A 20613-nucleotide genomic window follows, 5' to 3' on the forward strand; every position below is an offset into this window, starting at 1 on the left:
CTCACAGGATGGCTTCGAGCGCGCTGCGCAGGCTCTGATGGCGGAACACGAAACCGCTCGACAACGCCTTGTTCGGCACCACGCGCTGGCCGCCGAGCAAAAGCTCCTCGGCGAGGTCGCCGCCGATCCGGCGCAGCAGGCCGGCGGGAACGCGCAGCAGCGCCGGGCGCCGCAGGCAGCGCGCGAGCTCGGCGGCGAAGGCGAGGTTGCGCACTGGCAGCGGCGCCGTCGCGTTGATGGGACCGGTGATGCTGTCGGTCGCAACGACATGCGCGATCAGCCGGATCAGGTCGTCGCGCTCGATCCAGGACATCCATTGCAGGCCGGAGCCGAATGGCCCGCCCAGGCCGAATTCGAACGGCGTCAGCATCCGCGCCAGGAAGCCGCCGTCGCGGCCGACGACGAGACCGATCCGCAGCAATGCGACGCGGACGCCATGTGCTTCGGCACCGCGAGCCGCCTGCTCCCAGGCGTCGCAGAGGTCATGACTGAAGCAGGCATGCGACTTGGCGGATTCGGTCAGCGGCTGGTCCTGCCACAGGCCGTACCAGCCGATCGCCGAGCCGTTGACCAATACATTCGGCTTGCGGTCGAGCCGAGCAATCAGAGAGACGACGGCTTCCGTCGTAGCCAGCCGCGACTGCAGGATCGTCGCGCGCTTGGCCGCCGTCCACGGTGCGTTGCCGATCGGCTCGCCGGCGAGATTGACGATCGCGTCGATGCGGATGTCGGAGGCGAGCTGATCGAGACCGGTGATCAAGGTCAGCGGCGCCGGCAACATTGCGGCCTTGGCCGGGTCGCGCACCAGGGCGACGACATGATGGCCGGCCGCGGCGAGACTGGCCGCCAGCCGCGCGCCGATGAAGCCGGTCGCACCGGTGATGAGAATGGTCTGCGCCGCCGGCAGCGCCGCGACCAGCCCAGCGGCATCCGGCCGTGACATCCGCGCGAGGCGTCGCGCCGCGGCGAAGTCGCGCAGACCGCATAGGCCAGCGCCAGCCGCGGCGGCAGCCGCAATCCAGCTCAGCACGCCGGCATTGGCCGGCACGATTGCCGAAGGCCACATCGCCCAGCCGATCAGCAGCGGCACCAGCAGCATCAGGATCGCGCCGTAGTTGATGGCGAGCAGCGTGTGATTGATACGCTCGCTCGGTGGCAGCCTGCGCGTCAGATCCTCCTCGACGAAATCGGTCAAGGTGATGGCGATCTCGGCCACGAGCACCGCGAGCACGAGGATTGCGAACAATCCATGCACCTCGCACCAGCCGAGGACGGCGAACAGCAGCGCATAGAGCACGTTGCGGATACCGTGCAGCTTGAGCTCGCCCCGCTGCGACGGCCGCCACGCCAGGCGCTCAGTGAACTCATGGTGATAGAAGGTGTCGAACACGCCCATCACGATCTGGAGCGCGATCAGGGGCCAGAGCAGCGGCGTCATGGTGTGGACTCCCGGAACACGGCGCTCTGGCGGATGATGCGCCCGAAGCGCGGGTGGGTGATCTCGAGCGAGAAGCGAAAGACGCCGCTGCCGAGATCGGAATGGGTGACGGTGAGGTCGCCGGGCGCGAGCCATGCCGGCAACGCCCAGCGCCGGCCGGCGAAGTCGAACGTGTAGCCGGCGCCATGGAAATGAAGCGCGCCATCGGCGACGCCGACGCGCAGGCTCATGCTGAGGCCCCAGCCGAGATACTCCTCGAGTCCCGTCGGACCGGCGAAGCGCTTGGCGGAATGGATCACCTGCGGGAAGCCATGCGGGCGCCCGCAGATGCGCGTCCAGATCTGACCGCCTCTCGCCGCGTCCTCCGTCACCGCGACGATCATCGGCACACCGATGTCCGCGCGCGTCGGCAGCGGCCCGCCGATCAGCCGTGCCAGATGCGCGAACCAGAAGCCGGCACGGCTGATCTCGGCCTGATCGACCTCGCCGACATAGACGACGGTGGCGCCATCGGCGAGTTTCTTGGAGAAGCGGCGCCAGATCGACACCGGCAGTCGTCCCCAGTCTTCGGCGGACAGCAGCGCGCGGAACCTGTGATCATCATGGAGCCGGGCGCTGGAGGGCGTTGAAAGTCCGAGATGTCGCATGGTGACCATGACGCCCTCCACTCTCCTCAAGCGCTGCCGGACCTGGACCTTCCCGACGGCAACAGATTTGCAATCTTCTCGCCGAGCTTGATCAGCGCGACGAGACGCGGCCGCGGCACCTTCAGCATCTGCACGTACCAGCGGTCGATCAGCTCGGTGAACGCCAGCATGTCTTTCAGACGCTTGGCTGCGACCGCGCTGATCGTGGGATCGCCGGTCGCTTCCGCGACGCAGGCGCGCAGCGCCGCGATGGCCGGGTCGATCTCGCGTTCCTTGCGGCCGGCCGCGATCCGCTGCGCCACCTCCCAGATGTCGGTCTCGGCCTCGAAATGATCGCGGCGGTCGCCGAGGATCGGCACGCGCCGGATCAAGCCCCAGGCGAGCAGCTCCTTCAGCGAGTTCGAGACATTGGAACGGGCCATGCCGAGCGTGTCGGCGATGTCCTCCGCCGTCATCGGCTTCTCGGCGAGATACAGCAGGCCGTGGATCTGGCTCACCGAGCGGTTCACGCCCCACTGGTCGCCCATGTCGCCCCAGTTGAGGATGAAGCGCTCGACGGCGGGCGGAAGCTTCCGATTGCCTGGTGTTTCTGTCATGACAGAAATATCTGACCGTAGAGAGTGAATGTCAAGAGCGTCTTATTTGAACCGGGCGGGTGGCCGGCAAGACGGATGTTACAGCGCCCCTCTTGCGCGCGCCGAGACCGCCTGATCCCCGCCTGCCCCATCTGCAACAGGAGCAAGCCATGACGGCATCCGACAAGGCTTTCACCGGATCGATCCCGCAGATCTACGATCAACTGCTGGTGCCCTTGATCTTCGTGCCCTACGCGCAGGATCTTGCGCGGCGCATCGCGGCCTGCCTGCCGCGCGACGTGCTGGAGACGGCGGCAGGCACCGGCGTGGTCACGAGGGCGCTGCACGCGCAACTGCCGCCGGAGGTCCGGATCACCGCCACCGACCTCAACGAGCCGATGCTCGCACAGGCGAAGACGCATCTCGCCACCGAGAGCCGCATCGCATTTCGTCAAGCGGATGCGCTGGCCCTGCCCTTTGCCGACGCGAGCTTCGATGCCGTCGCATGTCAGTTCGGCGCGATGTTCTTCCCCGATCGCGTCAAGGGTTATGCTGAGGCCCGCCGCGTGCTCAGGCCCGGAGGACGTTTCGTCTTCAATGTCTGGGACCGGATCGAGGAGAACGAAATCCCTCACGTCGTTCACGAGACGTTGCAGCAGGTGTTCCCCGAAAACCCGCCGCAGTTCTTCACCCGGACTCCGCACGGCTACTACGACACCGGGCGGATCGAGGCCGATCTGACAGCAGCAGGCTTCACCGATATCGTGATCGAGACGGTTGCACATCGCAGCCGCGCCGCCTCGCCACATCAGTCGGCAATGGCGTTCTGCCAGGGCACGCCGATGCGCGGCGAGATCGAAGCGCGCGGCACGCCCGGCCTCGCAGCCGTCACGCAGGCGGCCGCGGACGCGCTGGCGCGCCGGTTCGGCGACGGACCGATCGAGGGCCGCATACAGGCGCTGGTGATCTCCGCGGCGTGAGCGACAGCGGCCGCTCTACGGTGCACCGCGGGTGAAATGCACCCGCAGCAGGACCAAAGCCGTCCAGAACAGGAAGCCGACAAATGTGCACGATCGGTAGTCGGCAACGGAAGACGACTACGCCGTCTGCAGCACCGAGAACGATTCGCCGGGCCGACGCAATGCGAGCTGATCGACCGTCCCGGCGACGTCGATCACGTCGTCGACACGCGCAGCCGGCGGCCCTTTGCGGCAGGCCGTGACCATCGCCGCGACGTCATCGGCGGGACCGGCGAAGACCGCCTCGACGCTGCGGTCGCTGCGGTTGCGGACCCAGCCTTCGAGCCCGTTGAGGATGGCCTGGTCCTCGACCCAGGCGCGGTAGCCGACGCCCTGGACGCGGCCGCGGACCGTGACGTGGACGATGGCGCGACCGATCATGAACCAAGCCCCAGGAACTCGCGAAGTCTCTTCTTCACGTCGCCATCGCGCATGACGCGCGCGGTCAGTTCGGCCGACGGCAGCCCCTTGAGCTGCTTCGGCGAGGCGCCCTCGCGCAGCGCCTTCAGCGTCTCATACACCGCCTGCGTCGCGGCCGCGATCGGCGCATGGCCCTGCAGCGCGACGCGGACGCGGCGCGAGGCGAGATAGCCGAGATCGGACATCTCCTCCGGCGCGCCACCGAGCACGATCGGCAATGTGGCGACTGCCGCAATTGCATCGAGCTGATGGCGCGAGGTGATGCCGGTGAAGAACAGGCCGTCGACGCCGCAGGCCTCGTAGGCCTTGGCGCGCGCGATGGCGTCGTCGAGCGAGGCGATGGAGACGGCCCCCGTTCGTCCCAGAATGACCAGCGCGGGATCGCCTCGGCCGTCGAGCGCCGCCTTCACCTTGCCGACCCCTTCGGCAAGCGAGATCAACTGCGGCTTCGCCTCGCCAAAAGCCTGCGGCAGCAGCGTATCCTCGATGGTGAGACCCGCGGCACCGGCCGCCTCCAGCTCCTGCACCGTGCGGCGCACGTTCATCGCATTGCCATAGCCGTGATCGGCATCGACCAGCACCGGCAGCGCGGCGGCGCGCGACATCCGCCGCATCTGCTCCGCCAACTCGGTCAACGTGATCAGCGCGATGTCGGGATCGCCGAGGACGGCGAGCGAGGCAGCCGAACCGCCGAACATGCCGAGCTCAAAGCCGAGATCTTCGGCGATGCGGATCGAGATCGCGTCGTACACCGAGCCCGGGTGGATGCAGCGATCGCCGGCGAGGATCGCACGGAGCGCCTCTCTGCGTGCACGGAAGGTCATCCTCGCCTCCTCTCTCCCGTCATTGCGAGGAGCGCAGCGACGAAGCAATCCAGAGCTATCTGTCGAACTCTGGATTGCGTCGCTGCGCTCGCGATGACGATGACTGCTGCTTACGCAAACTCCAGGATCAGCGCGTCCACCGCGAGCGTAGCGCCGGCTGTCGCGTGGATCTTCTTCACCGTACCGTCCTGCTCGGCGCGCAGCACGTTCTGCATCTTCATGGCTTCGACCACGGCGAGCGTCTCGCCGGCCTTGACCTCCTGCCCTTCGGTCACGGCGATCGAGACCACGAGGCCGGGCATCGGGCACAACAGCTTCTTGCCGCTGTCGCCGGCGGTGACGACCGGCATCAGCCGCGCCGCGGTCGCCTCGGCTTCCGTGTAGACGTAGACTGGCGCTTCGACGCCCTGATGCGCAAGCCGCACACCGTTCGCAATGAGGCGCGTCTGCACTGCGATGGCCGCGCCATCGATGGTGCCGTGCCAGACCGCATCGCCCGGTTTCCAGTCCGACACCAACTGATGCGCCGGGCCGACCTTGCCGTCGGCCCCGACGAAGCGAACCGTGATCGCGCCGTTCTCCCTGGTGATGTCGAGCAGGATCTCGTCGCGTCCGAGCCACACCGCGCGGCGGCCCTGCCGCTTCACGGGCCGGCCGATCATCTGCTGCGAGATCTGCCGCTTGCGCTCGCCGAGCACGTGGTCGATCGCGGCGCCCACCGCCGCCAGCCGGCGCGCGATCTCGCCTTCCGGCGCACGCGCGGCGAAGCCCTTGGGAAACTCCTCGGCGATGAAGCCGGTCGACAGCCTTCCCTCGCGCCAGCGCGGATGGTTCATCAGCGCCGACAGGAACGGGATGTTGTGGCGGATGCCGTCGACATAGAACGCGTCGAGCGCGGTCGACTGCGCCTCGATCGCGGCAGCCCGCGACGGCGCATGGGTGACCAGCTTGGCGATCATCGGATCGTAGTAGATCGAGATCTCGCCGCCCTCCTGCACGCCGGTGTCGTTGCGCACGGTGACGCCGTCCGCCTTGCTCTCGGCCGGCGGGCGATACTTCACGAGGCGGCCGATCGACGGCAGGAAGCTGCGGAACGGATCTTCCGCATAGACGCGCGACTCCACCGCCCAGCCGGTCAGCGCGACGTCCTTCTGCGCAAGCGCGAGCTTCTCGCCGGCAGCGACGCGGATCATCTGCTCGACGAGATCGATGCCGGTGACGAGCTCGGTGACGGGATGCTCGACCTGCAGGCGGGTGTTCATCTCCAGGAAGTAGAAGCTCTTGTCCTGGCCGGCGACGAACTCCACGGTGCCGGCGGAGTCGTAGTTCACGGCCTTGGCGAGCGCGACCGCCTGCTCGCCCATCTTGCGCCGCGTCTCCTCGTCGAGCAGCGGCGACGGCGCCTCCTCGATGACCTTCTGATTGCGGCGCTGGATCGAGCACTCGCGCTCGCCGAGATAGATCACGTTGCCATGCTTGTCACCGAGCACCTGGATCTCGATGTGGCGGGGATCGACGATGAACTTCTCGATGAAGACGCGGTCGTCGCCGAACGAGGCCTTGGCCTCGGCCTTGGCGAGGTTGAAGCCCTCGGCCACCTCGGCGGTCGAATGCGCGATGCGCATGCCCTTGCCGCCGCCGCCGGCGGAGGCCTTGATCATGACGGGATAGCCGATCTCGTCGGCGATGCGCACGGCATGCTTGTCGTCCTCGATGACGCCGAGGAAGCCTGGCACGGTCGAGACCTTGGCCTTGGCGGCCGCCTTCTTCGATTCGATCTTGTCGCCCATCGCGGCGATGGCGCCGGGGTTGGGGCCGATGAAGACGATGCCAGCCTCGGCCAGCGCCCGCGGAAACGCCTCGCGCTCGGACAGGAAGCCGTAGCCCGGATGCACCGCCTCGGCGCCGGTCTTGCGGCAGGCCTCGACGATGCGGTCGATCAGGAGATAGCTCTCGGCGGCGGCGGGCGGGCCGATCAGCACGGCATCATCGGCCATCTCGACATGAAGCGCATCGCGGTCGGCTTCCGAATAGACCGCAACGGTCCGGATTCCCATGCGGCGGGCGGTCTTGATGACCCGGCAGGCGATCTCGCCGCGGTTCGCGATCAGAATGGTTTTGAACATTTCTTGCTTGATACCTTTGGGCGGGCTCCCCGCTCGTGGCACAGGCGTAACACCGCGAGCTTGACCGGTTCGTCTATACCAAAATCGCCCGCGCGCAACCCGCCTCTCGTTCCGACGTTGCCGTCCGGCGAGGCATGCCAGCTGCGTCCCTTGCCGTCAGCCGGAATAGCTGTGGAAACGTCCGCGGGCATAGGCGTGCGACACCGCCTTCATCAGTTCGCCGACCTCGGTCTCGAGAAAATCGTTCGCAACGATCAGGGCACGAATGGCCGCCCGCGGATCGCCCCCGCAGGCAGCAATGGCCTAGTCTACGGCGGCGTCCAGCGCGAGGTCTTCGGTGTCCGCGGCATCGGTCTTGGATTGCGATCTGGGCATGCGCGATGACGGTCCTCGCTCCGGTCACGCCGCCATGTTCACTTTATGTTCGAAGGAGTCAAGGCGGATCACGCCGCCCCGATCTCTTCCTGCTGCGGCTCGGCCTGTGGCTTTTCGGGAGCCAGAGCGACAGACTTTTGCTGTGCGCCCTGCCGCACCAGATGGTGGACGAAGCCGAGCTTGCCGATGACCGGCGGCGTCAGGATGAATGGATAGAGATCGCGCGCGCCCATCGCCCGTGCGACGCTGTTCATGGCGAAGGTGAATGGCAGCCAGGCGTTGACGATGGTGTCGAAGTCCTCCGCGACATACGGATCGAAGGTGACGCGCGCCGTCAGCCCGCCGATCTGGTCGGCGGGCGGATCGATCTCGATGCCGAACTCGGAGGCCATCTCCAGCGTGTCGACGATGTGGAGGTAGTGCGCCCAGGTCTCGGCAAAATCCTCCCACGGATGCGTGGTGGCGTAGGCCGAAACGAAATTGTCCTGCCAGTCCACCGGAGGCCCCTGATCGTAATGCCGCCTCAGCGCCTCGCCGTAGTCCTGGGTATCGTCGCCGAACACGGCCCGGCATTCCTCGCGCCTGCCGGCATCGCGCACCAGCACGTCCCAGAAATAGTGCCCGACCTCGTGGCGGAAATGACCGAGCAAGGTCCGGTACGGCTCGTCCATTTCGAGCCGCCGTCGCTCGCGCTCGAAATCGTCGGCCTCGGCCAGCGCGATGGTGACGAGGCCGTTGTCGTGGCCCGTCATGACCTTCTGCTGGCCGGCGGGGTCATCGGCGAGGAAGTTGAAGATCAGCCCGTGCTCAGGATCCTCGATCCGTGTCTTCACAGGGAGCTTCCATCGGATCAGCGAGTAGAACAGTCGGTGCTTGGCCACCTCCAGCTCGCGCCATCCCGCGAGCTGCGCGGGATCGGACAGATTGGGAATGGTGCCGTTGTGCCGGCAGGCGCGGCAGAAGCCTGCGGTCTCGCCGGTCTCGAGCAGCCAGTTGCAGGCGTCGTGCTCGGCATTGGCGCAGAAGAAGCGCCCCGTCCCGTGGTCGGCGAGCGTCCGAAAGCCCTCCTCCGCCGGCTCGATCGCCGACAGGATCTGGCGCTCCGGCATGAAGGCGAGCTGATGGCCACAGCGCCCGCAGCTCCGATTCTCGAAGTACAGGATGTTCGTGCAGACCTGACAGACGAAGAGCTTCACGGCGTGGACCTACGTGTTGCGGTGTTCAGGGCCTGACGACGCACGACAGTAACAGTCCGTTCCGGGAGCGCGGAACTTTTTGTCTGCCCCGACGTTCTCGTCATGCCGGCGTTTGCCCGCCTTAATCTCTGGTCAGTTTGCTTTCCTTGGTCCCAATGTCGCCAAGCTTCCGAACACCCGCGATGGAATTCTCGGGCGACTGCTCGCCACATCAGTGCAGGTCAGCATGAACAGCGCGGATGCGCCCAGAGACGACGTGAGGCCGGAGGCTGCCGCCGACGCGCTGCGCCAGCATATCGAGGAGATTGCGCGCGATCGCGATGAGGCCTATCGCGCGCTGCAGGAACGCGAGGCGGAGCTCGCGCGCATCCAGCGGATCGCCCGGGTCGGCGGCGTCGAGGTCGACCTGCGCGAAGGCTACCGCAACCGCCGCTCCCCCGAATACCTGATCATTCACGGCCTGCCGCCGGAAGCCGTTCACGAGACTCACGAAGACTGGGTCAGGCGCGTCCATCCCGACGACCGCGTCAAGGCCGAGCAGGAGTTCATCGCCGCGGTCAAGAGCAAGCAGGAGGACTACACCACCGAATACCGCATCATCCGTCCCAGCGATGGCGAGATCCGGTGGGTCCGCGTCATCGCCCGCATCGAGCGCGACTGGAACGGCCGCGCCATCCGCCTGGTCGGCGCGCATATCGACGTCACCGACCAGATGCTGGCTCAGGCCAAGCTGCGCGAGAGCGAGGAGCGCTTCCGGCTGATCGCCGACAGCGCCCCGGTGCCGATCTGGGTGACGAAGCTCGACCGCACCCGCTCCTTCGTCAATCGCGCCTATGTCGATTTCCTCGGCCTGCCCCATGACGAGACGCTGGCCTTCGACTGGCGCAAGGTGCTGCATCCCGAGGACCTTCCGCGCATCCTGGAGCAGCAGCAGTCGGGAGAGCGCTCGCTGAAGCCGTTCTTCCTCGAGGCGCGCTACCGCCGCGCCGACGGCGAATGGCGCTGGCTGCGCTCGGAATCGCAGCCGCGCTGGGACGCGAACGGCAAACATGTCGGATTCATCGGCGTCGCTCACGACGTCACGGCCGCCAAGCAGGCCGAGATCGAGCTGCGCCGCATCAACGAGACCCTCGAAGAGCGGATCAAGGAGCGCACCGCCCAACTCGAGGCCAATGAAGCGCGCATGCGCGCGATCTTCGACACCAGCAATCAGTATCAGGCCATCCTCGACGTCGAGGGCCGCGTGCTGCATGCCAACCGCATCGCGGTCGCCGGCATGCGCGCCGGTGAAGTGAACGTCATCGGCCAGCCGCTCTGGGATGCGCCCTGGTTCACCCATACGCCGGGCGTGACCGAGATGCTGCGCAAGGCGTTCGCCCGCGTTCTCGCCGGCGAGAGCTTTCGGACCGAGATGCGGCTCGATTTCGCCAGCGGCCAGCGACATTTCGAGCTTTCGATGCGGCCTCTGTTCGACCAGCATGATGTGGTCACCGGCGCGGTCGCCGAGGCGGTCGACGTCACCGAACGCATCCAGGGCGAGGAGCTGTTGCGGCAGTCGCAGAAGATGGAGGCGATCGGCCAGCTCACCGGCGGCGTCGCGCACGATTTCAACAACCTGCTCACCATCATCCGCTCGGCCACCGACTTCCTGCGCCGCCGCGATCTCCCCGAGGAGCGGCGCCGGCGCTATGTCGACGCGATCTCCGAGACGGTGGAGCGCGCCTCGAAGCTGACCGCGCAACTTCTGGCCTTCGCGCGGCGGCAACCCTTGACGCCGCAGGTGTTCAATGTTGGCGAGCAGGTCGAGAATGTCGTGCAGCTGATCCGTCCTCTCGTCGGCGGCCGCATCCAGATCGAGCTCGCGGTCACGAACAGCGGACTGTTCACCCTCGCCGACGTCGCGCAATTCCAGACCGCGTTGATCAATCTCGCGGTCAATGCGCGCGACGCCATGAATGGTGAAGGACATCTGAAAATCGGCGTGCAGCGGACCGAGAGCATCCCGGCCTTGCGTGGCCAGGGCGCCCGGCCCGGTGCCTTCATCGCGATTTCGGTCGCCGACACCGGGGGCGGCATCGCGCCTCAACATCTCAACGCGATCTTCGAACCCTTCTTCACCACCAAGGAGGTCGGCAAGGGCACGGGTCTCGGCCTCAGCCAGGCGTTCGGCTTCGCCAAGCAGTCCGAAGGCGACATCGCGGTCGACAGCCGCATCGGCCACGGCGCGACCTTCACGATCTACCTGCCGCAGGCCACGGCACCGCAATCCGGCACGGAAGCCGGCTCCGCGCGCATCGAGCCGGCGACCATCGGGCGCGGCTACCGCGTGCTCGTGGTCGAGGACAATGACGAGGTGGGGCAGTTCTCGACCGAGCTGCTCGAGGACCTCGGCTATGTGACGCGCCGCGTCGCCAATGCCGCCGATGCACTGGCAATCCTGGCGAACGACGAATTCGCGGTCGACCTCGTGTTCTCCGACGTCATCATGCCCGGCATCAACGGCCTGGAGCTCGCCGGCATCATCCGCGACCGCTATCCCGGCCTGCCGGTGGTGCTGACATCCGGCTACAGCCACGTGCTCGCGGAGAACGCCCATCACGGCTTCGAGCTGATCAAGAAGCCCTATTCGGTGGAGTCGCTGTCGCGCATCCTGCGCAAGGCGATGGCCGAGAAGGCGCCGCTGCCGCGCTGAGTAGGTAGTGCGCGCTTCGCGCGCCCCGGCGCCGGCATCTTCGGCGCGATCATGCCGGTGATCGTCGCGGACCTGATGCGCGGCACCGGCCGCTTCAACATTGCTCAGGGCGCCGTGATTACAGCGCAGAGCATTGGCGCGGCGCTGTCGACCGCGCTGGCGGGCCTGGTCGTCGTCCATGGCGGCTACAGCGCCGCATTCCTGGCCCTCGGCGCGGCCGCCGCGCTCGCCGTGATCGTATGCTGGCGGCTGCTTCCCGAGACCGGTGGACCGGAGGCCGCGCATCCGGATGCGGCGTCCTCGCCCGCTATCCCCGCCGAATGATTTGCTCTATCGATCCCTGATCATGTCCCTGCAAGATACCTGGCTCGCTTACGCCATCATCATTCCCGCCACCGCCGGCGTCATCATCCGCCCGTTTCGGCTGCCCGAGGCCGTGTGGGCCGTCGCCGGCGCGATCCTGTTGGTCGCGCTCGGCCTGCTGCCTGTCGCTGATGCGCTCACCGGCATCCGCAAGGGCGTCGACGTCTATCTGTTCCTGATCGGCATGATGCTGATTGCCGAGCTGGCCCGCCGCGAGGGCTTGTTCGACTATCTCGCGGCCTATGCCGTGGAGCATGCGCGCGGCTCGCCGCAACTCCTGTTCCTGTTGGTCTATGCGGTCGGTACCCTGGTCACCGTGGTGCTCTCCAACGATGCCACCGCGATCGTGCTGACGCCGGCCGTCTATGCCGCCACGCGCGCCGCCGGCGCTTCGCCGCTGCCCTATCTCTACGTCTGCGCCTTCATCGCCAATGCCGCGAGCTTCGTGCTGCCAATCTCCAATCCGGCCAATCTGGTCGTGTTCGGCGAACGCATGCCGCATCTCAGCGAATGGCTGCGCCAGTTCACTTTGCCCTCGATGGCCGCGATCGCCCTGACCTATGTCGCGCTGTGGCTGACCCAGCGCCGCGCGCTCCGTGAGGAGACGCTGCGGACCGATGTCGACAAGCCGCATCTGAGCCGCGAGGGTCGGCTGGCCGCGGTCGGAATCATGGCGATTGCCGCCGTGTTGCTGACCGCCTCGGCGCTCGACGTCCAACTGGGCCTGCCGACCTTCGTCTGTGGCGTGGTCACGGCGGCCGCAATCCTGCTCGTCAGCCGGCAGTCGCCTTGGCCAACCATCAAAGGTGTGTCCTGGGGCGTGCTGCCACTGGTCGCCGGCCTGTTCGTGATGGTCGAGGGTCTGAATCGCGCCGGAGCGATCGGCCAGCTTAGCGCCTGGCTGCATCAGGGGGTGGCCGGCTCGCCTGTCGGTACGGCCTGGGCGGCCGGCCTGATCACTGCGGTGGCCGACAACATCGCCAACAATCTTCCCGTCGGACTGGTCGCCGGCTCGGTGGCGGCCAGCGATCACCTGCCGCATGAGGTCATCCGTGCAATTCTGATCGGCGTCGATCTCGGCCCCAACATCTCGGTGACCGGCTCGCTCGCCACCATCCTGTGGCTGACCGCCCTGCGGCGCGAAAAAATCGAGGTGTCCGCCTGGCAGTTTCTCAAGATCGGACTCGTAGCAACGCCGCCGGCGCTGATGGCGGCGCTGGCCGCAGCGATCTGACATCGATGTGATGGCGGTGGCACGGTGACGAAGGCGGGAGCCCGCCCTACCTTTCCAGGGCACCGTTGAAGAAGTCGACGAGCCCGAATGGTGCGCTGTCGCCGAGGCACAGCTTGAGGATTTGATGCGCGCCTGCGGCCGCCGACGAGCTGCGCGGGAATAGCGCCGCTTCGTAGACGGTGAGTGCCGCTTCGATGTCGCCGGGGTGGGCGGCGATCGCCTTGCCGAGCTCGGCGCCGTCGAACATCGCCAGGTTCGCGCCCTCGCCGGCCGGCGGCGCCAGGTGCGCGGCATCCCCAAGAAGCGTCACCCCAGGCACACGGTCCCACCGATGGTCGTTCGGAAGCGTGTGGATCATGCGCGGGACCGGCGGGGTTTCGCCGTCGGTGATCAGCGCGGTGAGCGCAGGCGCCCATCCGTCGAACTCGGCCGCAATTCGGGCCGTCGCGGCGGCAGCGTCCATGAAGTCGATGCCGGCGATCCACTCGGCGGAGCGGTTCAGCGCGACGTAGGCGTGAAGAACCTGTCCTGCCTCACGGTGCGCGCAGATCCCCTGTCCCGGAGCGAGCGCGAACAATGCGCCGCCGCCGACTGCTTCGGCCGCCGCGGTGTGCCGCTCGTCGGCGTCATGCAGGTAGGTCTCAACGAACGTCGTGCCGACATATTCTGGCTTGGCGGCCGACAGCAGGGGCCGGACCTTCGACCAGGCGCCGTCGGCGCCGACCAGCAGGCTCGTGACCACGCTCGCCCCGTCCGCGAACCTCAGCTCGTGCCTGTGGTCGCCAAGGGGCACCACGCCGGTCAGCTTCTTGCCCCACTGGATCGTCTCAGCTGGCAGGGACTCGAGAAGAATCCGCCGCAGATCACCCCGCAGCACCTCGGGGCGTCGGCCGTCATCGGGCTGCGCGAGCAGCACCGTGCCATGCCGGTCAAGCACGCGCGACGCCGCGCCGCCCTCATGGATGATCGCACGGAACGCATCGATGAGGCCGGCGTCTGCGAGGGCACGTTGCCCGTCGTGCTCGTGAATATCGAGCTGGCCGCCTTGCGCCCGGGTTTCGGCGGATGGCTCCGCCTCATAGATCGTCGCCGGGATACCGTGGACATGGAGGACGCGTGCGAGCGTAAGGCCGCCGAGGCCCGCGCCGACGATCGTGACGGGTGTCGTCATCATCTGCCTTTCAAATTGACTGGAACGTCGTTCCATGAAAGTTGATTGGAACAACGTTCCAATCATGTCAAGATGATGGTCATGGCGAGCAGAACACAACGGACGGAACGGCGCGCGGATGCGCTCTCGAAGGAGAGAATCGTCGAGGCCGCGATCAAGATCCTCGACACCGAGGGCGAAAGCGCTCTGACCTTCCGCGCGCTCGCAGCTCGCCTGGCGACCGGCAGCGGGGCGATCTACTGGCACGTCGCCAACAAGAGCGATCTGCTCGCAGCGGCCACCGATGACGTCATTGCCCGTGTCATGACCGGCGTCGTGGGCGATGCAGAGCCGCGACAGGCGATCCGTGCCGTTGCCCTCGGGGTGTTCGACGCCATCGACGCCCACCCCTGGGTGGGTGCCCAGCTTTTCCGTGAACCGTGGCGGTCCGCGATGCTGCAGATCGTCGAAAGCGTCGGCGGACGGCTCCAGACGCTCGGTGTCCCCGAAAGCGCCCTGTTCGATTCCGCGTCCGCGCTCTTGAACTACATCCTTGGCGTGGCCGGGCAGAATGCCGCGAACGCCCGCCTCCTCCCGCGCGAGACGGACCGCGCGGCGTTCCTCCGATCGGTCGCCGCACGGTGGACACAGCTCGATCCCGCGGAGTATCCGTTCGTGCATCGGGTGGCGACGGAGCTGCGCGAGCACGACGACCGCGAGCAATTTCTTGCCGGCATCGACCTCATCCTGGCCGGGATCGGGACCATCCGATAGGCAGCGGCTGACTTGCAGCCCACCTGCCTCCTCCGAACGCAAGGAGATGCGCAACCGGCGGGAGAATATCGAGGTCGGCGCCTTGGCAGGCTCCAACCAGGCTCCGAAGGTGCGACTCGTGACGCCGCCGCCAGCGCTGGTGGCACGCTGGCGGCGTTGTGATCACGATCGGCCGATGGTCAGGCCGCGGCTTCGTAGTTGACCGCAGTCTCAGCGATCTTGGTCAGCGTCTCGTCGGTCTTCCGCTCTTCATTCAGCGTCTGGTCGAGCAGCTTGGCGGCCTTCGGCAGGTTGAGCTTGAGCGCCCAGGCCTTCAGGGTGCCATAGCGCGACATCTCATAGTGCTCGACCGCCTGCGCTGCCGCAAGAAGGCCGGCGTCGAGCGCCTGTGTCCCCTTGTACTCGTCCATGATTTCCTTGCCCTCGTCGATGATGCCCTCGATCGCATCGCACTTCTTGCCGCGGGCGGGCTTGCCGATCAGCTCGAAGATCTGCTCGAGCCGCTCGATCTGGCCTTCGGTCTCGTCGTGGTGCTTCTCGAACGCCGCCGCCAGCTTCTCCGACTGCGCCGCCTTGGCCATTTTCGGCAGCGTCTTCAGGATCTGCTTCTCGGCGTAGTAGATGTCCTTGAGGGTATCGAGGAAGAGCTCGTTGAGGTCTTTGTCGGCAGGCATGGTGTGCTCCTGTTGATTGTGAGCCGACAACCAGAAAGCCATACCCTAGTTCCTGCCACCGACGAGCCCGCCGCAAGAAAATCCTGCCCGGAGCGCTGTCGGCGGCCTCCGAGCCTCTTGTAACAAAACTGTCACCCGGCAAAACTACAGCTCTTCCCTGCGGCGAGACGCCGCGATTCCGCCGATTGCCTTCAGGAGTTTTCAATGCGCCGCCCGCTCGTGCTGCTGTGCGCCGGACTGACCTTGCTGTCGTCCGGAGCCGCATTTGCGCAGAACGCCACCCCCCATAACCTCATCCTGTTCATTCCCGACGGCCTGCGTGCGCTTAAGGTGACGCCGGAGACCGCCCCGGCCATGGCCGCCGTCCGCGACAAGGGCGTCAACTTCAAGAATTCGCACTCGCTGTTTCCGACCTTCACGATGGCCAACGGCTCGGCCATGGCGACCGGCCACTATCTCGGCGACACCGGCACGTTCTCGAACACGATCTTCACGGGCTACACCTCGGCGCCGGCCGGCGGCACCGTCGTGCCCTTCATCGAGAACGACGCCGTGCTCGGCGATATCGACGAGCATTTCAACGGCGACTACCTCAACGAGGACACCATCCTGAAGCTCGCCCGCAAGGCCGGCTATTCGACCGCCGCGATCGGCAAAGTCGGCCCGACCTACCTGTTCGACCACACCGGCTGCCCTTGCAAGCCCGGCGCGACCTCCTCGATCGTGATCGACGATTCCACGGGCAATAAGAACGGCGTGCCTGTCACCGACGAGGTCAAGGATGCCATGACCAAGGCCGGCCTGCCGCTGGCGACGCCGTCGCGCGGCGACAACGGAAAGGCGGGCGACGCCAAGACGCCGGGCACGACCTCGGCCAACGTCGCGCAGCAGGCCTACATGGTCGACGTCGCCACCAAGGCGGTGCTGCCGATGTTCAAGGCCCGCAACAAGCCGTTCGTTCTGGTGTTCTGGTCGCGCGATCCGGACGGCAGCCAGCACAATCACGGCGACAGTCTCAACACCATCACGCCGGGCATCAATGGCCCGACGTCGATGGCCGGCATCAGGAATGCCGACGACAATCTGGCGGCGCTGCGCAAGGCGCTCGACGATCTCGGGCTCGCCGCTTCGACCAACATCATGGTTCAGGCCGACCACGGCTTCTCGACCATCTCCAAGGAGAGCAAGACCAGCCCATCGGCCAAGGTCAGCTATGACGACACGCCGAAGGACTTCCTGCCGATGGGCTTCCTGGCGATCGACCTCGCCAAGGCGCTCGACCTGCCGCTGTTCGATCCGAACGACAAGAACGCGGCGGTGCCCGACGGCAAGCACCCGAAGGCCGGCAACGGCGTGCTCGGCAAGGATCCAACCAAGCCCGATCTCGTCGTCGCCACCAATGGCGGCTCCGACCTGATCTATCTGCCCAACAACGACAGGAAGCTCGCCCGCCGCACCGTCAAGGCGCTGCTCGCGCAGGACTACGTCTCCGGCATCTTCGTCGACGACAAGCTCGGCGAGATTCCCGGCACGCTGCCGCTGTCGCGGATCAACCTGCAGGGCAAGGCGGTGACGCCGCATCCGGCGATCGTGGTCAACTTCCGCTCCTATGTCGCGCCGGGCTGCGATCAGCCGAGCAACTGCCAGGTCGAGGTCGCCGACACCGTGCTGCGCCAGGGCCAGGGCATGCACGGCTCGTTCGGCCGCGGCGACACCTACAGCTTCATGGCGGCCATCGGACCCGACTTCAAGGCGGGCTTCGTCGATCCGCTGCCCGTCAGCAATGCCGATGTCGGCATCACCGCGGCGAAGCTGCTCGACCTCAAGGTCGCTCCGAAGGGCAGACTGATCGGCCGCATCATGACCGAGGCGATGCCGAACGGCACCACGCCGAAGGCGACGTCGGACGTCATCAAGTCGGATCCGGCCGCCGGAGGACTGCGCACCGTGCTGAAGCTACAGCGCGTCGGCACCCAGCGCTATTTCGACGCCGCCGGCTTCCCCGGCCGCACCGTGGGACTCGACGACGAGGCGCCGAAGCAGACGGCGGCGGCGAGGTAGTCAGTCCGCCACCTCTACGCGATCAGCAGAGTGCCCTGCGAAAGTGGGGCATTTCTGTTTCGACTAGACGTGGTGCCGTAGCCCGGGTGAGCGCAGCGATACCCGGGGAGACCGTTCCCGCATGTCGCACCGCCGATTGATTCACCGGCCGGGCGGCGCCATCAAGAGCCGTCATGCGATCGCCGCCGGTCAAAAAGAAAAGAGCGCGATGAGGTCATCGCGCTCGTCGAACTCGTGCCTTTGGATGAACGCGACGCGCTTACATGCCGATGTCGATCATCGACGGCAGTTGTGCCAGCGGCAGCACGGTGACGCCGACCAGCGTCGCGACCATCGCCATCAGCGCACGGTTGCCCTGGCGCTTGCCGCGCATCTGCTTGGCGACCCATTCCAGCGCATCGGTGCGGAGGCCCCGCGCATTGACCGGAGCCCAGCTCTCGATCGCCGTCTCCGGCGACAACGCCACGCTGCGCGGCGGCACCGGCAGGCCGGAGGCGGCCGCGGCATGATGCGCCACCGCCTTGGCGAGCAGATCCTCGAACCGGCCATCGTCCTTGCGCTCGGTCGCGGCTGCGTCGATCTCGAACATGGCCTCGGCCTCGGCGCGGCTGACGGGCACGTCGTTGATCGCGGCAGCGCTCAGAATGCGCGCGCACCAGGCGGCGTCATCGGCATCGAGCACGCGGGAGAAATGCACGCGTCCCGCGGTGGTCGGACCCTCGCCGGTGATCACGCCGTCGCGCACGATGCCGAGCGCGAAAGCAGCGGTCTCACAGGAGGACGGTTCGAGACCATCGATGCCGATGGTTTTTGGTGCAGAGGTAGCCATGTTCTCTTCTCAGTTGCTGTGTTGACCCACCTTGTCGGCCCGCGTCTGAACGAGTGGTTAACGGTTCGAAACGGTGCTGTGGGTTTTTGTATCGGTTGCCGATTTGCCGCAGTGACCTCGATCACGGTTCAAAGCCAGGGGGCGTCAGGGGGCGGCGTGTTGCGACCAACAGATGGCCAAATCTGGGCAACCGGTCGTCTCATGGATGTTTCGCCGCAGCCCGGAAACTCAAAAGAAGTTGTTGGCCGCGTGAGCTTTGGAGCAATTATCTTCTCTTTTCCGTCAGCCAGTTCCCTTCCGCGGCGGCATTTCCTATAGTGTTTAGAAGATTTATTCCCGCCACCTGTACTGAAAGGGACTGCCATGGCTCTCCAGATCGGCTCCACTGCCCCGGACTTCGAGGCAGACACCACCGAAGGCAAGATCAAATTCCACGACTGGATCGGCGACAGCTGGGCCCTCTTGTTCTCGCATCCGAAGGATTTCACCCCGGTGTGCACCACCGAGCTCGGCGCGCTGGCGCGGCTGAAGCCGGAGTTCGACAAGCGCGGTGTCAAGCTGATGGGCCTGTCGGTCGACCCGGTGGACAACCACGCCAAATGGTCGGAGGACATCCGCGAGACGCAGGGCGCGGCGCCGAACTATCCGATGATCGGCGACACCGACTACAACGTCTCCAAGCTCTACGACATGCTGCCGGCGGCGATCTCCGGTGATCCGTCCAAGCGCACCCCGGCCGACAATCAGACCGTCCGCAACGTCTTCATCATCGGACCCGACAAGAAGATCAAGCTGATCCTGGTCTACCCGATGACCACCGGCCGCAACTTCCAGGAAATTCTACGCGTCATCGACTCGCTGCAGCTCACGTCAAAGCACCGCGTCGCAACCCCCGCCGACTGGAAGCAGGGCGAGGACGTCATCATCGCCGGCTCGGTGTCCGACGACGAGGCCAAGACGATCTATCCGAACGGCTGGAAGGCGCCGAAGCCCTATCTGCGCGTGGTGCCGCAGCCGAAGTGAGTGCTCGAGCGGCCAAGTTCATTCGCCCTTCTCGGATGGGAAGGGCGAATGCCGCGGCAGGTCCATACGGTCATGCAGGATGCGGCCGATCTCGATGATCCCACGGCCACCCACGCGGTAGAGCAGCAGATGGCGCCCAGCGCGGCCGTGTCGTGCGACATGAAGTGTGCGAACGCCGTGCATGATCTCATCTCGAGCCCTGGATCCCGCAACATCGGGACCATACGCCAGTTCTCCGATCGCGCGCAGCAGCGTGTCCCGGTACACTTCGGCCTGGCGGCGACCGAAGTTCTCTACCGTCCATTTCAGGATATTCGCGAAGTCGAGCTCTGCGACGGCACTGAGACGAACTCTCCACGTCTCCTCCATCGTCAGATGCTCCCGTGCGGGCGCGACGATCAATCGGCGCGGCTGATAAGCCTGTCCGAGAGGCCGTTGAGATAGGCTTGAAGCTCGTCCATGCTGGTGAACTCCTTGAACTCGCCGCGATCGAGCGCAGAAAAACCGGCCTGCGCGGCCTCGCGCAGGCCGTTCAGCCGTGCAGCATCTTCGGCCTCGCGCTGCTCGATCAAACGCAGCCCATCGCGCAGCACCTCAGTCGCGTTCTGGTACCGGCCGGACTCCACCAGACCTTGGATGATCTTTTCCTGATCGTCCGTCAGAACGACGTTTCGTACCGGCATCGCAAAGCCCATTGCGTGAGTTATAGGCTCACTATGCCACGGGCGACGGCTCCTGTCGCCAGGCTTCCAGGCCCAGGAACGTGCTAGCCCCGCGGCGTGACCCAGTCCGCGATCAGCAGCCCGAGTGTCGCCGACACCGCCGTCACGAACACGCCCCAGCCGATGTCGACCGCCACCACCGCCCAGGTCCACTGCTTGAGCATCGCCAGCGACGTCAGCTCGAAGGTCGCGTAGCAGAACAGCCCGAACAGCGCGCCGTAGAGCAAGGTCGAGCGCCATGTCGCATCGGCCGTCCCGCTGACGAAGATCAGCACGCCCACGACATAGAGCAGATAGAACAGCACCGCCGGCACGGGGCGGATCTCGCCCAGCATCTCGCCGACCTGCGACTGGAAGAAGCCCCTGGCGACGATGCTCAGGAACGGGATGTCGAAGCCGAGCAGCACGGCCAGCGTCGCAAAATACAGAACGGCGTACCGGCTCATGCGCGGCTCCTCCCTGGTGGCTCAC

Annotated in this window: 19 protein-coding genes and 1 pseudogene; 7 read left to right on the forward strand and 13 right to left on the reverse strand. The window is 66.3% G+C overall.

Annotated elements, in window-relative coordinates:
- Position 1: 1 nt before the first annotated feature.
- Genes QX121_RS06060 through QX121_RS06070 form a run of 3 tightly spaced genes read right to left on the reverse strand, consistent with a single transcriptional unit; the run spans position 2 to position 2681 of the window.
- Positions 2 to 1438, reverse strand: a complete 1437-nt coding sequence (locus QX121_RS06060) for a TIGR01777 family oxidoreductase (RefSeq protein WP_315811432.1) — start codon at positions 1436 to 1438, stop codon at positions 2 to 4.
- Positions 1435 to 2094, reverse strand: a complete 660-nt coding sequence (locus QX121_RS06065) for a DUF4166 domain-containing protein (protein ID WP_315811433.1) — start codon at positions 2092 to 2094, stop codon at positions 1435 to 1437. Before QX121_RS06065 ends, QX121_RS06060 begins: the two co-directional genes overlap by 4 nt.
- A 17-nt stretch (positions 2095 to 2111) precedes the next feature.
- Positions 2112 to 2681, reverse strand: coding sequence for a GbsR/MarR family transcriptional regulator (locus QX121_RS06070; RefSeq protein ID WP_315780954.1), 570 nt, complete (start codon positions 2679 to 2681; stop codon positions 2112 to 2114).
- 149 nt (positions 2682 to 2830) lie between these two features.
- Between QX121_RS06070 and QX121_RS06075 the strand changes: the two genes are divergently transcribed.
- Positions 2831 to 3640, forward strand: a complete 810-nt coding sequence (locus QX121_RS06075) for a class I SAM-dependent methyltransferase (protein WP_315776566.1) — start codon at positions 2831 to 2833, stop codon at positions 3638 to 3640.
- A 117-nt stretch (positions 3641 to 3757) separates the two neighbouring features.
- Here QX121_RS06075 and QX121_RS06080 read toward each other — a convergent pair whose 3' ends face one another.
- The 4 genes from QX121_RS06080 to QX121_RS06095 all read right to left on the reverse strand — a co-directional run bounded on the left by QX121_RS06080 (position 3758) and on the right by QX121_RS06095 (position 8620).
- Positions 3758 to 4060, reverse strand: coding sequence for an acylphosphatase (locus QX121_RS06080; protein WP_315737684.1), 303 nt, complete (start codon positions 4058 to 4060; stop codon positions 3758 to 3760).
- Positions 4057 to 4923, reverse strand: a complete 867-nt coding sequence (locus tag QX121_RS06085) for an isocitrate lyase/PEP mutase family protein (RefSeq protein WP_315811434.1) — start codon at positions 4921 to 4923, stop codon at positions 4057 to 4059. The genes QX121_RS06080 and QX121_RS06085 overlap by 4 nt, the downstream gene beginning before the upstream one ends.
- A 110-nt stretch (positions 4924 to 5033) precedes the next feature.
- Positions 5034 to 7049 (reverse strand): acetyl/propionyl/methylcrotonyl-CoA carboxylase subunit alpha, encoded by a 2016-nt coding sequence (locus tag QX121_RS06090; protein WP_315811435.1) that lies wholly within the window; start codon positions 7047 to 7049, stop codon positions 5034 to 5036.
- Between the two features lie 443 nt (positions 7050 to 7492).
- On the reverse strand, positions 7493 to 8620 hold the full coding sequence (locus tag QX121_RS06095) for a putative zinc-binding peptidase (RefSeq protein ID WP_315811436.1): 1128 nt from the start codon (positions 8618 to 8620) through the stop codon (positions 7493 to 7495).
- Between the two features lie 226 nt (positions 8621 to 8846).
- Here QX121_RS06095 and QX121_RS06100 point away from each other — a divergent pair, with 226 nt between their 5' ends.
- The 3 genes and pseudogenes from QX121_RS06100 to QX121_RS06110 all read left to right on the forward strand — a co-directional run bounded on the left by QX121_RS06100 (position 8847) and on the right by QX121_RS06110 (position 12909).
- Positions 8847 to 11312 carry a PAS domain-containing protein gene (locus QX121_RS06100; RefSeq protein ID WP_315811437.1) on the forward strand — a complete coding sequence of 822 codons (2466 nt, stop codon included), beginning with the start codon at positions 8847 to 8849 and terminating at the stop codon, positions 11310 to 11312.
- 27 nt (positions 11313 to 11339) lie between these two features.
- A pseudogene (locus tag QX121_RS06105) lies at positions 11340 to 11636 on the forward strand (MFS transporter); the annotation flags it as partial.
- 22 nt (positions 11637 to 11658) lie between these two features.
- Positions 11659 to 12909: an arsenic transporter gene (locus QX121_RS06110; RefSeq protein ID WP_315811438.1), complete on the forward strand. Its 1251-nt coding sequence runs from the start codon at positions 11659 to 11661 to the stop codon at positions 12907 to 12909.
- 46 nt (positions 12910 to 12955) lie between these two features.
- Here the strand turns inward: QX121_RS06110 and QX121_RS06115 are convergent, their stop codons facing one another.
- Entirely contained in the window at positions 12956 to 14080 is a 1125-nt protein-coding gene (locus QX121_RS06115) for an NAD(P)/FAD-dependent oxidoreductase (RefSeq protein WP_315811621.1), read from the reverse strand.
- A 45-nt stretch (positions 14081 to 14125) separates the two neighbouring features.
- Here QX121_RS06115 and QX121_RS06120 point away from each other — a divergent pair, with 45 nt between their 5' ends.
- Positions 14126 to 14833: a TetR/AcrR family transcriptional regulator gene (locus QX121_RS06120; RefSeq protein ID WP_315780942.1), complete on the forward strand. Its 708-nt coding sequence runs from the start codon at positions 14126 to 14128 to the stop codon at positions 14831 to 14833.
- 179 nt (positions 14834 to 15012) lie between these two features.
- Here QX121_RS06120 and QX121_RS06125 read toward each other — a convergent pair whose 3' ends face one another.
- Positions 15013 to 15507, reverse strand: a complete 495-nt coding sequence (locus QX121_RS06125; RefSeq protein WP_315737676.1) for a ferritin-like domain-containing protein — start codon at positions 15505 to 15507, stop codon at positions 15013 to 15015.
- Positions 15508 to 15711: 204 nt separating this feature from the next.
- On the opposite strand from QX121_RS06125, the gene QX121_RS06130 reads away from it, so the two are divergent.
- Entirely contained in the window at positions 15712 to 17568 is a 1857-nt protein-coding gene (locus QX121_RS06130) for an alkaline phosphatase family protein (protein ID WP_315811439.1), read from the forward strand.
- Positions 17569 to 17827: 259 nt separating this feature from the next.
- Here the strand turns inward: QX121_RS06130 and QX121_RS06135 are convergent, their stop codons facing one another.
- The gene (locus tag QX121_RS06135) at positions 17828 to 18397 is read right to left on the reverse strand and encodes a hypothetical protein (protein ID WP_315811440.1); all 570 of its coding nucleotides are present in this window, start codon (positions 18395 to 18397) and stop codon (positions 17828 to 17830) included.
- A gap of 363 nt (positions 18398 to 18760) precedes the next feature.
- Here QX121_RS06135 and QX121_RS06140 point away from each other — a divergent pair, with 363 nt between their 5' ends.
- The gene (locus QX121_RS06140; protein ID WP_315811441.1) at positions 18761 to 19420 is read left to right on the forward strand and encodes a peroxiredoxin; all 660 of its coding nucleotides are present in this window, start codon (positions 18761 to 18763) and stop codon (positions 19418 to 19420) included.
- Between the two features lie 18 nt (positions 19421 to 19438).
- Here the strand turns inward: QX121_RS06140 and QX121_RS06145 are convergent, their stop codons facing one another.
- From QX121_RS06145 to QX121_RS06155, 3 genes are all read right to left on the reverse strand, one after another.
- Positions 19439 to 19789: a type II toxin-antitoxin system RelE/ParE family toxin gene (locus tag QX121_RS06145; protein WP_315811442.1), complete on the reverse strand. Its 351-nt coding sequence runs from the start codon at positions 19787 to 19789 to the stop codon at positions 19439 to 19441.
- A 29-nt stretch (positions 19790 to 19818) separates the two neighbouring features.
- Complete coding sequence (locus QX121_RS06150; RefSeq protein WP_315811622.1) at positions 19819 to 20103, reverse strand: type II toxin-antitoxin system ParD family antitoxin; 285 nt, start codon at positions 20101 to 20103, stop codon at positions 19819 to 19821.
- A gap of 83 nt (positions 20104 to 20186) precedes the next feature.
- Positions 20187 to 20588, reverse strand: a complete 402-nt coding sequence (locus QX121_RS06155) for a DUF2177 family protein (RefSeq protein ID WP_315811443.1) — start codon at positions 20586 to 20588, stop codon at positions 20187 to 20189.
- Positions 20589 to 20613: the final 25 nt, after the last annotated feature.

This window comes from Bradyrhizobium sp. SZCCHNR2028, assembly GCF_032380995.1.
Taxonomy (GTDB): domain Bacteria; phylum Pseudomonadota; class Alphaproteobacteria; order Rhizobiales; family Xanthobacteraceae; genus Bradyrhizobium.